This window comes from Candidatus Methanoperedens sp., from assembly GCA_012026795.1.
In the GTDB taxonomy this organism is placed as follows: Archaea; Halobacteriota; Methanosarcinia; order Methanosarcinales; family Methanoperedenaceae; genus Methanoperedens.
Window position 1 is genome coordinate 1 of the sequence record VEPM01000050.1, and the last position, 15,305, is coordinate 15,305.

At 41.1% G+C, this 15,305-nt stretch carries 13 protein-coding genes; 3 read left to right on the forward strand and 10 right to left on the reverse strand.

Annotation, left to right across the window (positions count from 1 at the left end):
- Nucleotides 1–637: 637 nt before the first annotated feature.
- From FIB07_17585 to FIB07_17595, 3 genes are all read right to left on the reverse strand, one after another.
- Complete coding sequence (locus FIB07_17585; GenBank protein NJD54657.1) at nt 638–1,825, reverse strand: aminotransferase class I/II-fold pyridoxal phosphate-dependent enzyme; 1,188 nt, start codon at nt 1,823–1,825, stop codon at nt 638–640.
- A 7-nt stretch (nt 1,826–1,832) separates the two neighbouring features.
- Nucleotides 1,833–2,312: an Lrp/AsnC family transcriptional regulator gene (locus tag FIB07_17590; GenBank protein NJD54658.1), complete on the reverse strand. Its 480-nt coding sequence runs from the start codon at nt 2,310–2,312 to the stop codon at nt 1,833–1,835.
- A gap of 75 nt (nt 2,313–2,387) precedes the next feature.
- Complete coding sequence (locus FIB07_17595; protein NJD54659.1) at nt 2,388–2,891, reverse strand: hypothetical protein; 504 nt, start codon at nt 2,889–2,891, stop codon at nt 2,388–2,390.
- Nucleotides 2,892–3,123: 232 nt separating this feature from the next.
- Here FIB07_17595 and cofC point away from each other — a divergent pair, with 232 nt between their 5' ends.
- Complete coding sequence (gene cofC / locus FIB07_17600; protein ID NJD54660.1) at nt 3,124–3,759, forward strand: 2-phospho-L-lactate guanylyltransferase; 636 nt, start codon at nt 3,124–3,126, stop codon at nt 3,757–3,759.
- 46 nt (nt 3,760–3,805) lie between these two features.
- On the opposite strand, the gene FIB07_17605 is transcribed toward cofC, so the two are convergent.
- The 3 genes from FIB07_17605 to FIB07_17615 form a co-directional block, all read right to left on the reverse strand.
- Nucleotides 3,806–4,051 (reverse strand): type II toxin-antitoxin system RelE/ParE family toxin, encoded by a 246-nt coding sequence (locus FIB07_17605; protein ID NJD54661.1) that lies wholly within the window; start codon nt 4,049–4,051, stop codon nt 3,806–3,808.
- Nucleotides 4,048–4,266, reverse strand: coding sequence for a hypothetical protein (locus FIB07_17610; protein ID NJD54662.1), 219 nt, complete (start codon nt 4,264–4,266; stop codon nt 4,048–4,050). Before FIB07_17610 ends, FIB07_17605 begins: the two co-directional genes overlap by 4 nt.
- 61 nt (nt 4,267–4,327) lie before the next feature.
- Complete coding sequence (locus FIB07_17615; GenBank protein ID NJD54663.1) at nt 4,328–4,558, reverse strand: hypothetical protein; 231 nt, start codon at nt 4,556–4,558, stop codon at nt 4,328–4,330.
- Nucleotides 4,559–4,643: 85 nt separating this feature from the next.
- Here FIB07_17615 and FIB07_17620 point away from each other — a divergent pair, with 85 nt between their 5' ends.
- Both FIB07_17620 and pdxS read left to right on the forward strand, forming a co-directional pair.
- Complete coding sequence (locus FIB07_17620; GenBank protein NJD54664.1) at nt 4,644–5,807, forward strand: recombinase; 1,164 nt, start codon at nt 4,644–4,646, stop codon at nt 5,805–5,807.
- Between the two features lie 85 nt (nt 5,808–5,892).
- A complete protein-coding gene (gene pdxS / locus FIB07_17625) occupies nt 5,893–6,789 on the forward strand; it encodes a pyridoxal 5'-phosphate synthase lyase subunit PdxS (protein ID NJD54665.1) in 897 nt (298 codons plus the stop codon).
- 643 nt (nt 6,790–7,432) lie between these two features.
- Here pdxS and FIB07_17630 read toward each other — a convergent pair.
- From FIB07_17630 to FIB07_17645, 4 genes are all read right to left on the reverse strand, one after another.
- Nucleotides 7,433–7,861 (reverse strand): glycine cleavage system protein H, encoded by a 429-nt coding sequence (locus FIB07_17630; GenBank protein NJD54666.1) that lies wholly within the window; start codon nt 7,859–7,861, stop codon nt 7,433–7,435.
- Between the two features lie 44 nt (nt 7,862–7,905).
- Nucleotides 7,906–8,328, reverse strand: coding sequence for a glycine cleavage system protein H (locus FIB07_17635; protein ID NJD54667.1), 423 nt, complete (start codon nt 8,326–8,328; stop codon nt 7,906–7,908).
- Between the two features lie 333 nt (nt 8,329–8,661).
- Entirely contained in the window at nt 8,662–13,086 is a 4,425-nt protein-coding gene (locus FIB07_17640) for a hypothetical protein (GenBank protein ID NJD54668.1), read from the reverse strand.
- Between the two features lie 166 nt (nt 13,087–13,252).
- On the reverse strand, nt 13,253–15,305 hold a 2,053-nt coding region (locus tag FIB07_17645; GenBank protein ID NJD54669.1), incomplete at its 5' end, for a hypothetical protein.

The following is a 15,305-nucleotide window of genomic DNA, read 5'->3' on the forward strand; positions in this document are numbered from 1 at the left end:
AGATCGTTTTTATCGCATATTGTAACCGTTACACTGGTCTACTGCAAGCATAACAAACAGTTAAGTTTAAATGGCAAAACTATGAATTGGTAACCACCAATTAAAAATGAAATCCCCACTCTCCAACCCGCCTGCTTTAGACCCTCAGCTACCTGGTAAAATTTTTTACCATTTTGCTGCATTCCTCTAAATTAAGTAGCACCCATAAATAATGTGGTGTGAATAAAGTAGTACTAACATAGTTGTGCACAAATAAAGGGGTACAATGTTGATTTTGTACTCAAATAGGCACATTTCAAAGTTGAGCTTAAATTATTGCAATAACATGATAGCACTAAATCCTGTAAAAACCAAAAAGTTTATATGATCATGTTATTTATTACTTATTGCGGATCAGGAAATTTGCCTGGTTTGATTAAACTGAGAGGAGAAATATATGAAATACACTATTGGGGACAATGTACGATTCAAACTTGAATCTGGTGAGGTCGAGGAAGGAAATATACAATTTATCGAAAAGAGCAGGTATGAAGAGATATTTTACATAAATAGTTTCAGCAGATGGGCTTACAAAGTACCTGGAAAAAGAATAATACCGTGAACCACTACCATTTCAGGTAGGGGACATAAGACTTTATCAGGATGATCTTGCAGGGACTTTGCAACTGATCTTATCCAGATATGACTCTATCCTGCCCAACGCCTCAACAAGCTGCTCGCGGGATGTTGCATAAGAACACCGCAGATGCCCCTCGCCGCAATCCCCGAATACATTTCCGGGAACTACTGCAACTTTCTCTTCTTTCAGGAGCCCGCCTGCGAACTCCTCTGATGTCATGCCTGTGATTTTGATGCTGGGGAACGCGTAGAACGCGCCTTTTGGCTCAAAACAATCAAGACCGAGTTTATTTAATCCATCCACGATGAGACGGCGTCTGCGGTCATATTCCCTGATCATCTTTTCCATTTCGCCGTTTCCGTTCTTCAGGGCCTCGACAGCGCCCATTTGAGCGGTTATTGGCGCGCAAAGCATTGCATACTGGTGTATTTTTGTCATAGCGCCGATCAATTCTTTGCTACCTGTTGCAAAACCGAGGCGCAAACCTGTCATTGCATGGGATTTGGAAAAGCCGTTCAATATTACCGTTCTTTCTTTCATTCCCGGAATTGATGAAAAACATGTATGTAAGCCATCATATGTTAATTTGCAATAGACTTCATCCGAAATAACGGCAAGATCGTATTCATTGGCCAGCACAGCTATCTCTTCGAGGTCCTTTCTCCTCAGAACCGCACCCGTAGGGTTATTCGGATAGCTCAGCACAAGCGCTTTTGTATTCTCTGTTATGCTCTCTTCTATCTGTTCTGCTGTTACCCTGAATTCATTTTCCCTGTTCGTCCGTACAGGAACAGGTATCCCTCCTGCAAGGGAAACGCTTGGTTTATAGGAAACATAACTCGGTTCAGGGACGATCACTTCATCCCCCGGATTTATTATTGCCCTGAAAGCAAGGTCTGCGGCCTCGCTAACCCCTGTTGTAACCAGGATCTGGTTTATGGGGTTGTAATTTACATTATAATCTTTCTTATAACTTTTCGAGATCAATTCTCTTAATTCAAGAAGGCCAAGATTAGAAGTATAGGATGTGAATCCTTTCTCAAGAGAATATATGCACGCCTCCCTGATATGCCAGGGCGTGACGAAATCAGGCTCACCTACACCAAGTGATATTACTCCTTCCATCTCAAGCACAAGATCAAAGAATTTCCTGATACCCGAAGGAGGGATGTTCCTTACTGCTTCTGTAATGAATTTATCAGACATAAGATCACTACGGCGACACCGGCAGTCTCTCAGAACGCTCTTTCTCAAACAGGATATCCCCATCCTGCTTGTATGTTCTCAACACAAAATGCGTGACAGTTCCCTGCACCTGTTCAAGGGTAGCTATTTTTTCAGCAACGAAAAATGCAACATCTTTCATGGACTTCCCGCGCACGGTAAGTGACAGGTCGTGTCCTCCTGAGATAAGACGGACTGACACAACTTCAGGGAATTTGGCTATCCGCTCTGCAATAGTATCATACCCTGTCCTTGAACGTAAAACGACCTTTAGCTCGATAATTGCATATACATATTCTTCACCCGCTTTTTCCCAATCAATTACGGTCTTGTATTTCCTGATAATTCCCTTTTTTTCCATTTCCTTTATCTTTGAGGCAACCTGTGCTTCCGTAAGCCCTGTCATTATTGCTATTTCTTTTGGCTGTATTTTTGGGTCATTTTCAAGAATATCAAGTATTTCTTTCATTGTCTTGCCTCGCGGGTTTTTATTGTTCTGGGAGGTAATAGGTTTTGCCATGAGAAATATTGATTCTTTTCCACATTAAGAGGGATATTCACTCATCGAACACATATGCTCACTTTCCGAGAAATATTTGCCGAACCTGTTGAGAATAATGTTATCAAGTAGCAATATTCCATTACGAGAACACATTTTATACGTTTTATTCAATCGGATTATATCGTCTTCAGAAGGTTCTGGAGCTTCCGTAAGACTGTGTTCTCCATAGATGTGGTTGTAAACCGTGATAATGCGAGCTGCCTTGCGTAAGAGGGCTTCAGCCAAAATATCACATATAGAATGAGTTAAATCATCAACTGCTATAACGGATGCTTTAATAAGGCGATTTTTTTTGTTTAATGAAACTACTATTAAATGTTCATGGATTGCATGGTCGATATTCACCACTTTTAAAATGTCGCCCGGATAGCGAATTATTATCGGAATATCGTTTATGGTGCATTCATGTGATATATTTTTAAGATATTTTTTTGCATAACGTACATAATGCTTTTTTATAAATGCTTCAGTCTCAAGATAGTTCATCTATTATTCTTCATTGTAACGTTGTTGTTAAACGTTTCGGTAGGTACACCATATTCCACTTTTCCACAGGCGGCTCTGATGGTGATGGATAATCTTTATACTACAAAATGCCTTTTTATGGCTTGTATCCTATCTTTAGCATATATAAATATTTTTACAATACATAATTTTGATGGTTCGACATTATCATTTCCAAAGCTTTTTATTGATATACCATGTCTTTTGAGGGAATATGAGAGCCGTCATTCCCTTCAGGAAAAGTAATGCAAAGTCAAGGTTAAGCTCATTGCTATCTGAAAAAGAGCGCGAGGAGCTTGCGATGGCAATGCTGAATGACGTGGCAGGAACGCTTGTGAGTTCAGGATGCTTTGACGTGATCGATATTTTATCTACATCAATGATCGAAGTCAAAGGTGTCAATACCGTGCTGACTAAAATGGGTTTGAATGAAGCCCTGAATGAATACCTTGGCAAGATGTCATCACATAAAATAAATGAGCCAGTCCTTATAATTATGGCTGATATTCCTCTTGTTTCAACAAAGAACATAATAGACATTGTATCCACAAAGGCCGATATCGTGGTCGCACCCGGCAGGATGGGAGGCACGAACGCAATATTTATCCGCGACCCGGCAAGTTTCCATGTAGATTATTACGGCGCAAGTTTTCTTAAACATCTCAATATCGCTTCAGGTCTCCATACAGAGATCTTTGACTCTTTTAATCTCAGTACCGATATAGATGAAGTTCCTGACCTTATAGAAGTCCTTCTTCACGGGAAAGGGCAGTCGAAGGAATACTTAAAGAAGATCGGCATAGATATATCCGCGAACGGCGGTCGTGTGGGGGTTAAAAGGTCTGGATAATCCACATCGGTAATCTTTCTTGGCTATGCTGAATCGGAATTATTTATCATATATTTTTCCTGTGACCAACTTTTAAAATTAATATTTTAAGCTTGCTGTTTTTGATATCCATTATAACCCTATAATCACCTACCCGCAACTTATAACCAGAATCTTCCACAAGTTTAGTCACATAAGTTTCAGGTCTTACTCTGATTCGTTCCAATACGGCAATTATTCTTTCCTGGATGCTTTTTTCCAGTTTCTTAAGCTGTCTGAAAGCTTTATCTGAAAAAATAATTTCATAAGTCATATTCCAAGCTCTTTCTTTACCTCAACTAAGGTATGGAAATTGCCAGCTTCTATCTCGGCACGGGCATGAGCTATTTCTTCTTTTGTTTCTTTACTGAGTTCCCGGGAATCCTCTACCAGGTCCCAAATCACTTCCTCATAGGTCTCTTTTTCAAATAGCTTCCTTTTTACAAGCTCTTTGTGTAGATCTTCACTTATCTGAATTGAAGTTGTCATTGATAATCACTATAACAGATTATAATCTGTTATAGTAATAAACATTTCTCAACATAAAGATTCACTCATTTTTTCTTTGATATTTACCGGGGCTTTCAGCCACCGCCAGGCCTGATTCCTGGGATGATTTAATATAGACCGTTCGTGCAAGGGGCTTTTCATCCTCAATTAATTGTTGAATGGCAAATTCGATAGCATGAGTTCTATTTGCAAACCGCCTTTTTTCAATTTGTGTATCCATCCATTTTAACAAATCCTCATCAAGAGCAATACTGGTTTTGATTTTAGCCATACTATACCCTACCCCCTAATACCACAAAGTATTTAGTGATTCATTACCCTATTATACCTAATTATACCTCATCGGGGTACAATTTATGGGAGTAATTGGCGTGGCAATACTAGAATCCAAAAATGAAAGAGTAAAACTACTGAAAAAAGGGTTTACAGGTACACAGATAGAGATGCTATATGTGATTCTCAATTCCCTTGATGTCGTGAGTGTGGACTGGCAGGATAATGAAAATCTTGATCGGAAGGAAGAAAAAAAGAATAAAAACATTAAGGATTTCCTGGAAGACTGCAGATCAAGAGGATTGACAGAACAGACGATAGCAACCTACAAATCAAATATTGCAACATTCCTTAAATTTGTGGGGAATCCTATTAATGTTGATACTTCAGCCCTCTGTAAGTTCCTGGATTATCTTAAAGAAATGGAATACAGGAAAGGGAAAATTATTAAAAGGGGAGTTCATCCCAACACGATCAAAGCATATTTTTCGGCAATCTCAACATATTACGATTATCTGGTTTTTAATCGACAACTCGACATTAACCCTGTACTTCAATTTACACGCCGTTATCTTTCACAGATCAAAGACCAATATGACGGAGAAAACTCACGGCAAATTATCAGTATCGATGACATGAGACGACTTTTAACATTAGATATGCCGATCCTGGATAGGGCCATCCTTATAATCCTGGCAAAGACCGGAGTAAGAAGGGGCGAACTCATAGCTATGGATCGGGAAGATCTCAATCTTGAGAAAAAAGAGATTATACTAAGACCCAAAGCTAAAAGGGCTAACAGGTTAGTATTTTTTGACGATGAGACCATGCTTGTATTGAGAACATACCTTGAATGGAGAGATAAAAAGACTAAATCCAGAGCTCTCTTTGTTTCCCCATACAACAGTGAAAGAATCAGTAGAAATAGGGTTAATGAGATTGTGGCCAGACATGGAAGTACATTAGGTTTGCATGATCCGGAGGGTAACCTTAACACAAAATTGACCCCTCATTGTTTCAGACATTGGTTTAACACGCATTTGAGACGGTCAGGGTTAGCCAGGGAATTTATCCAGGAATTAAAAGGAGATCAGCACAAGGATGTAATAGACATATATGACCATATTGACCTGTCAGAGTTAAAAAATCGTTATTTAGAGTGCATTCCAAAACTTTTTAATGGCTACCCTGATGGGAGGGTGAAAGTATCTCCAGATCACAGAGAGTTAATAATCTCCAGATCATAGAGAGTTCATAGGAAGTTAATAGTTAGATCGGATCATTTAAAAATGGCGCAAAGTATATCTTATATAATTAAGCAGTTAAGACGTTATGCAACTTGAAAATCTCAGACACGGCACGGAACTTTTAAAACGCGGTTTTGCATCTATGCAAAAAGGCGGCGTCATTATGGATGTCACAACACCCGAAGAAGCAATTATTGCAGAAAAAGCCGGCGCTGTGGCTGTCATGGCGCTGCACCAGGTTCCTGCGGACATACGAAAATCCGGGGGAGTTGCCAGGATGGCTGATCCGCAGGTTATTGCATCAATCATTGATGCTGTGACCATACCTGTTATGGCAAAGGCAAGGATAGGGCATTTCGTTGAGGCCGAGATAATTGAAGCGCTTGGTGTTGACATGGTAGATGAGTCTGAAGTTCTTACACCTGCAGATGAGATGTACCATATCGATAAAACAAAATTCACAATACCTTTCGTTTGCGGAGCCCGGGACCTCGGAGAAGCACTTCGAAGGATCAATGAAGGTGCAGCGATGATAAGAACAAAAGGTGAAGCTGGAACTGGCGATGTGAAAGAAGCAGTCAGGCATATGCGTGCCATCATGGGTACAGTGCGGGAGCTAAAAGGCAAAGACTCAGAGGAATTAATAGCAGTTGCTCGAAGAATAGAAGCGCCAATAGAGCTTGTAAAAGAGACTGCAAAGCTTCAGAGACTTCCTGTCGTGAATTTCGCAGCTGGCGGAATAGCTACGCCAGCAGACGCGGCTCTAATGATGCGGCTTGGAGCAGATGGTGTTTTTGTGGGTTCAGGGATTTTTAAGGCAGAAAATCCTGAAAAGATGGCTTCTGCAATTGTCGAAGCTGTGAATAATTATGACAACGCTTCCGAGCTTGCAAGGATATCAAAGGGGCTTGGCGGTGTAATGAAAGGTATCGATATAAGGGGTTTATCTGATAAGGAAGTTCTCCAGGCAAGAGGATGGTAAGTCATCTATCTTAACATACCTTATTTATCAAGCTTCTTGTCAGGATAATTGTCAATTCATGCAGCTTTATTGTTGCATCGTTATAGAATAAATTAGATTTCGTATTCTTTTTATGCAGCAGCATTGTCATTATAATAATCATTTTATTACCAAACACGTATATAAATAATAATGATTATACTAATAATTAACAAGTAGCGTCCAAGAAAAAAGATAAAAATCGAGGAGATCATGGCCCAAAACAACACAGAACTGATAAAAGAAAATACTGAAAGAATGACTGAAGAACAGGAACATAATAAGGAAAGAACAGGAAGATTTTTACCTATCTTTTTCTGGACTGATTAAGTCGATAAACCAAGGAGATTCATATGAATGAAAACAAAATACAAAAAACCGATAAACAGGATATGAATCTGAGAATTGCCCCGAAATCACTTGATACAGGTTCGAATGGACAGTTTCAGCAATATATGACGTTTCTCGGAATATATCAAATCCCAAAATAATTGTAAGCTCCACAAAGATCAGCTTCTTGCTACACCTGTCTTTACAGGCATAATCACAGAAGACCAAGGCCCGATGACAATCTTTCTTAGAGTTGCGTTTATAATATTAATTATCTGGGTTGCTATGCTGAAATCTATTTTTTCTTCCGGTTCTCGATCTCTTTCTTAAGCCAGGGCCCTACATCAAGTCCATGAACAAGACTTTTCAGGTCGTCCTTCAGGTTGCTGGGCTTTAATCTGATCAACCAGCCTTCTCCATACGGGTCTCCTTTTAAGAGATCAAGATCATCTTCGATATTTTCATTGACTTCTGTTATCGTACCGGAAACAGGCATCAATAAGCCGCCCACCCATTTTGCTGATTCAAGCGACCCGAATGCTTCTCCTGCCTCGAATTCATCGTCCTCAAGAGGAAGGTCAATAAATTCGATATTTCCCGCTGCTTTTGCTCCATAGGCATCAAGACCAACTGTAACAGTACCATTGTCTTCAATTCTGGCCCATGTGTGATCTTTAGTATAATACAATTCTTCCGGAAGTTTATGTCCCTCTATTTCAACCATTATTTTTCCTCTTTTGTTAGGTTATTACATTTTTATATATATAGTTAATTATCCGCATATCGCTCGCGTTCTTTGGCGATCAAACTGGCATAATATCCTGTTGCTTCTTCCACTTTCATTACATGTTTATCATCAAATTTCCCTTTTACTTTCACGATCCACTCATTGTAAGGGTCACTATTGATAGCATTCGGGTCATCCCAGAGTTTTTCATTTACTGAAGTGACTTTCGTATCAAACGGGACTGATATCTGGGATACCGCTTTTATTGTTTCGTACGCAACAAGCATGTCCCCTTTTTTGATTGATTCTCCTATTTCAGGAAGATCAATGTGTACGATCCCTTTAGATAACGATTGGCCAAGTTCGGTTATTCCTATAAGGATTTCGCCATTTTCAGGCTTTAGCCATATGTGGTTTTTCATGTAATACCGATCATCGGGGAAATCAAACTCATAGGCCTTCATATTGCCTACAATCGAAAGAGATGTATAAAATACTTTTGCATGGTTTTTTAGTTCTTAGTATCATTCAAGCATTTAAAGGTATTTTTGTGAAAATAAACTATGCAAATACCTTTAATACCGGATTTATCCAATCTAAAGTGGTTAATTGTTCAGCAAATACTTGAAATAATCGATTCAAAGAAGTCACAAAAAATTGCAAGCAGATTAAAAATACAGGAATACTTCCATTTAACTGGGGATATAATAATATAATTTTCATTCTAAAAAAGAAATGGTCTTTAATTTTATATCTGTTATATATTCATGCAGGGTCATCTGACCCTGCCTTCGTCGTCACCCGTTTGAAACAATCCCTGATATAGTTCCCGTTGGCTTCTTAACGAGTTCAATATCCTGTATTACAACAGCGCTGCCTATTGTCGAGACAATTATCGAACTGTTGGCATTATACGTCGGATCAAGCTTTGCTGAAAGGTCAAACGTACCTTCAGTGACAGTGAACGAATAGAACCCTGTCTCATTTGTCATTGTCGGAAGGCTGGTGTTAATGGACACTGTTACACCCGGGATGGCCGTTTTAGTCACGCTGTCTATTACTGAACCATTAATGTACCTCACCGATGGAAGTATAGTGGTTGCCGTATGCGTTACCATAGTGGTATTTACATTACCGGTGGCATCCACCGTTCTTGTACCGATCGTGTATGTTCCCGGAGATACACTGGCATTGTAATACTGTACTCCTTTTGTGACATTGTTCTGGAATGCTCCATTCAGATAAACCATAACCCTGTCAAAATCCTGGTCTTGCGGGTCAGTCCATGTCCAGTTGATATAATTCTGTGCATAGCTCACATTCGCCAGGTTTATAACGCTTGTGGGAGGCGTAGTATCCCCACTGGCAGTGGTATTGGCAGAATCACTGACTGTAGTGGCATTCACGTTACCTGTTGTATCTACAGTCTTTGTTCCTATGGTATACGTTGTGCTTGCATTCAATCCCGTAGCCGTGTATGTTCCTGATGTTACATTGGTCTTGAAAACACTGTCAAGATACACTTCAACATGATCAAAGTCCGAATCTGACGGATTTGTCCATGACCAGGTTATGCTTGTTTCACCGGTTGCTGTTTCGCCAAGAGCGGTAACACTTGCTGGAGGTGTTGCATCGGCGGAGGTTATTGCAGAATCAGTGACTGTAGTGCTGTTCACGTTACCTGTTGTATCCACTGTCTTTATACCAATTGTGTAAGTGGTGCTTGCATTCAATCCCGAAGCAGTATATGTTCCCGAGGTCATATTAGTCTTGAAAACACTGTCAATATACACTTCAACATGATCAAAGTCGGGATCTGAGGGGTTTGTCCATGACCAGGTGATGCTTGTTTCGCCGGTTGCAGTTTCACCAAGACCAGTCACGCTTGAAGGAGGGGTAGCATCTGATGCCGTGGTTGCTGGATCAGTGACCATGCTTGCATTCACATTTCCAACTGTATCTACGGTCTTTGTGCCAATTGTGTAAGTGGTGCTTGCATTCAACCCGGTAGCAGTGTATGTTCCCGATGTTACGTTGGTCTTGAAAACACTGTCAAGATACACTTCAACATGATCGAAGTCGGAATCGGACGGGTTTGTCCATGACCAGGTGATGCTTGTTTCAGCGGTTGCTGTTTCACCAAGAGCAGTAACACTTGCAGGGGGCGTAGTGTCTTCTGTTGTTCCCGAAGCCGAAACCTGGTGCTGTAGCCTGTCCATCTTAACATCTATTGAAAGAGACCCTCCATGGCATTCGAAACATCTGGAATCATTATATGTGGCATTTAATGTCCGATTTACACCTATTGACCCATCTGCCTGATGATCAACATATCCTGCCCTGTTCGATGCCCATGTAGAGTTTGTTATTTCAGGAGGCACTACTCCAAAAGAATAATTGAAAATATTCACCATGTTCGTATAATTTTGCGTGCTGGTATTTACATGGCATGCACTGCACCAGTAGCTTGTGGAATTAATGGTTCCGTTAATTTCATTATTTCCCATGAAACTTCTAATTCTGCCCAGGCCGTATGCTTCATTATAGGATCTGCCGTGACAATACCTGCATGAATTTTCATTCTCTACCCAGTATGGTCTCAAACCGGTATTATTCCACCTGAAACCTGTCTGCTGGGCATGAGTCTGGGGGTTCGGTATCCTCGGCGGGTTCAGTGTCAGTCCATTTGTTGTATTGTACGCACTAATGGTACCCTGGTCCTGGTGACATGCCCCGCATGTACTCCTATTGTCGTAAGGGAAAAGGCTTTCCTGGTGCATAGGTGCATTATTGAAATCTTTATGGCATTCATCACATGGGACAAATTTATTTTCCGCCGCCCCTCCTGGTTTTCCAGTGAGCGAATGTTCAACCTGGACTTTATGGCACCCAGTATAACAATTCCCTGCATAGTTACCACTGCCATTGATTCCTCCTGTGCCCACGTAACCGGGTGTGCCCCTGTTGACATTCGATGTATTTGTTCCATTTATCGATACATTGTAGCTCAGGAGCTTATTGTTACTGTGGCTTCCTCCATGGCAGTATTTACATGCCACCATCTTGTTGTGACCTTCCTCAACAGGTATTTTACTTCCTTTGTAATCATGGTGTTCTGCGCACTGGATAGGGTTTGGATATTTTGCGTTGAAGGTGCCGTTCAGTCTCGTTCCGGCTGGATATCCGGGAATTTCGACTGGCAAAGTTCCGGATGGACTCGTACCCCATGCAACATTATGGCATGTCTCATCTCCGCAGGTTGTGACGTTGTTGTTATCCTGTCTTGGATGACCGGTGCTGTTCCCGTACAGGATGCTATCCTCTGTAACGCCGCTGCCTTTCTCTACTGGCCAGACACCGTTATCTGCATTCTTGTAAACACCGTGACAATCGGCACAATTCGGCTCTCCGTCAACTCTTCTTGTGCCTGACATAGCATTGTGGCAACGGGAGCGGGAGCAACTGGAACTTTGCTCAAGATTCGCATGGTCATTAAAATTCCTTCCATTCTCAGACGAGCCCCAGTAAGTATCCCCAATGTTATATGCAAGCCATGTGATATTCTCCTCGGGCTGACCGTCACCATTTATATCAATGTAAACGCTGTAAACTTCACCGCTGATGTATTGGCCCCAGATAGCTTTTGCGTCATCATTCCAGATATAGGCCGTCCCAGGAACATCAGGTGAACCTTCCCAGGTTACATTATAGACACCGCTTTCCCCTGCCACTTCGGTCATTGTTTTTTCCCGGTTATGCGTACCGGGTGGCTGGGTCTTATTATTAGAGAGCCAGGCTTTGACATTCGTGAGATGCTGGATAGGCTTTCCGGTTTCATCCATGATTAAGGACTGGACTTTTATCCTGGTCATATCTTTGAAATAGGGATAACTTTGTGTAACAGCAAGATATGCTACACCGTCTTTCTCGGTAGTACTATATACCCCATCATAATTTGTATCCCCGCCCCTGTCAGCCACAGCCAGGTTTGCCTGTCTTGAATAGCCGAACCAGTAGGCTGGATGGCTCATGAAGGAATGGGACATGTTTGCAGAGCCTCTGTGATCCTGGACATTATACATGTACCATGGAGAGGATACAGTGTTTGTTCCGTCATTTACTTCCACCCTGTACCTGACGTTATCCTCTAAAAGATAGGGGTTTAACATAGCATTGTATTCAAGACCTGTCTGTTTAACCATAGGCCTGGTTTGCACTGTCTGGTTATTGATTGTATAATAAAGAGTAGCTGAAGTAATGTTGAAGTTATCCAAAGCATGTGCTGTGACATTAACATAGTCATCATCAACAGGGAAATAGGGTTTTCTATTTACGCTATCTATTTGCGGTAAAGATTCATCACTCTGTGTATTATTAGCTTCCAGGTAAAGGCCTGCATAAGTGGCTGTATATCTTGAGCTGCTGCCTGTAACCTGGCGGCTTGCCCACCGGTTATAGATTTCGAAATAGTAATCTCCATTCGCATATCCAGGTATAGTATATGAGTACACCCCGTCCTCTTCATAGGTCATGGCTGTAGCTGATATAACAGAAGCACCGGTTGAATTCCATACAGCAATTGTGGGAGTATTAAGATTATTACGATAAGGGGTACCTGCATCGGAATATAGCTTCATATATATTTTTTGCTGGTTGGTTCCATCCCAGGAAGGACCTGTTGATGTATTGAAAACTTCGATTTTCCATAGGGCTCCATGTGCAGCGTTTGATTGTCCCGCAAAAAATACATGCTGTTCCCGCAGTATATTCGAGCCTGCTGTAACTGAAAATAATACATTGATATACTTGCCCGCGTAATTTGGCATATTTATTGCAGGGCCAGAATAAGAGCCACCTCCGTTATTGGTTGCCGTACCTGTTGAAATCTGGGAATTGTCATTTACATTAAAATAAGTATAGGAGACCGTTGCAGTTGAAACAGGATTTCCTCCCTGGTTGTAAACCCACACCTTCGGAGTAAAGGACGTAGAATAATTAAAAGGTATGTCCATCCCGGAATCAAAAACTATCTTCCAATTGTCATTCGGTGTTGCCGGGGCAGCAAAAGATGGAACAACTATTAATAATAAACATATTAATGATATTAAAATAGAATCAACATATCTTTTTTGTTTTTTTTCATTTTTTTCAAAGATAAAAGCATTTTTGCTTTGCAGACTAACGTATTTACTGTTTTTCGCCATACCTATCCTATCCAACATTTTTAGTTTTTATTGTTTTTAATTATAAAGGCATTTTACAGCCGGATTATATTCGTTTTTTCCCTTTTTTTACAATACCTGAGGAAATATATATATATTTCGTTTTGTTTTTGCACGAAAATAATTGGTATTATGATATTTAATGATCTTTTTAGCCTGTCTGGCCTTAATTTGTTACTATTCCATTTATCGTACCTGTTGGTTTAATTGCCAGAATTGCCTCACGGGTTTCTTGTGCGGATCTTGTTATTGTTACCGATGAAAAGGTGTTATTGGCATAGAATTCAGGTTCCTTAGTGGCTGTCAGGTTATAAGTTCCGATAGTTAAGTCCAGTGAATAAAAGCCATTACTATCGGTTTTTGCAAATGCCCCGGTATTTGTTATTACCGTTGCTCCCGCAATCCCGTAACCGCTGCTGTTCTTTACAGTACCATTTACAAATCCTCTTGAATCCAGGATTATTAGCGTTGCCGAAACAGATGTACTCCATTGCTTCCCGATATCCATACCCCGCACATAAACTGTATGTGTGCCAGGGCTCAGGTTGTATGTATCCATATTTGCGCTAATATTTTCCCATGCGCCATCAGATGCATCAAAATATCCATCATTTGCATTCATGGAAGTGCCTTTTCCCTTTCCTGGATCTGAATCCATATAATACTCAGCTCCTCGCACACGGCTTGCAGTATATGGATTATCCCTGATCCTTGATGATACTGCGACTGTTTCGCCTTTAAATACTGTCAGAGATGATGAGCCATTCAGGCTGACAGGGTCAGTTGTCGGCGGATTACCAGGTGAGAATGTAAAGTCAACGTTATGGTCCGACGGATCAAGTTTTCCCTTCGGAGGATAATCGTACGGAATGTGACAGGTATAACTGCAATCATAAATTTCACGGTTGTGATCGGTTCCAGTCAGGTTCGGAGCCTTATAAATATCTGCATATATTGTATGGCACTGCTTGCAATCAGATGTGACAGGTTTGATTAACGAACCATCATGAAGATTACTGGCATTTGCATTCAAATGGCACTGGTCGCATGTTGCTGTTGCAGTATGCCCCAAAGTTACCAGGGTCGCATTGCCATAGCTTGAACTGGAAGGATTATGACAACTGCTGCATTCACTGTTATGCTCAAAAGTCTCCTGCGAAGCCATGAACCCAAACACTGGTTCCACGGTCTGGTTTACTGTTGGTTTAAGAAGTGACGAGATTGTACCATAATGGTTCACGCTTGCATTGGAACTATAGTTATATGCATTGATACTATTGATGTGACACATTGAACATGACGCATTTGTGGTTATATTTACTCCGCCGGGTCTATGGTTCTTGATGATCGGTGCAGAGAAGTTACCCTGTGTATGACAATCCGTACATGTCCTCGTACCTATAGTAAATCCTGGCTGGAACATACTGGCAATGCCATAATGACATGTCATACAATCACTATTATTCAGGAGTCCATGGCCCTGGACTGTATCCGTATTCAAATGCATGCCGAATGATTGTTGTATTATAGCAGGATAGCCATTCTGGATGGAATCATGACATGACAGACAGTTGCCCAGAGGATCTGCATTCACGGTTACTGTTACAGTTTCATTATCAGTGCCCCCATAAATGTCGCTGGAATTGAAGTACCAGGTATAAACTCCCGCATCCCCGAATGTTGGCGTCCATGAGAACTGGCCTGTACTTGTATTAAAAGTTCCCTTTGTTGCATTTGTACCATACTCTATAACATCTGAATCTGCATCAGTGGATATGACCGTGAACTGGAGAACCTGGTTCTCAGTTATTGTTTTGCTTCCGATCGGAAGCTGGACTGGCGGATTATTGGGTATGGTTATATTGAACCATACCAGTGTCTGGTTTATATTACCCAGGGTATCAACTGTCTGGGCGCTGATATTCTGGGTATAGCGCACTGATGAGGTGAGATTCAGGTAATTAGTGGGCCTGGTGACATTCTGTAATGTAGTGCCATTGCTGTACCTGAACCAGATATGATGCAGGTCAATGTCAGCCGGATTGGTCCAGGTATTATTGATATAGAAATTACCTGTTACCATGACTGAATCATATACCGAAGCAGGCGGTGTAGTATCGGGAGTTGCCGTATAAACATCCAGTACCGAAGAATTCTGACCCCAGTTATTATATGTATCGTTAGCCCGGATCATGTACTGGTATAGGGTACTCGATGTC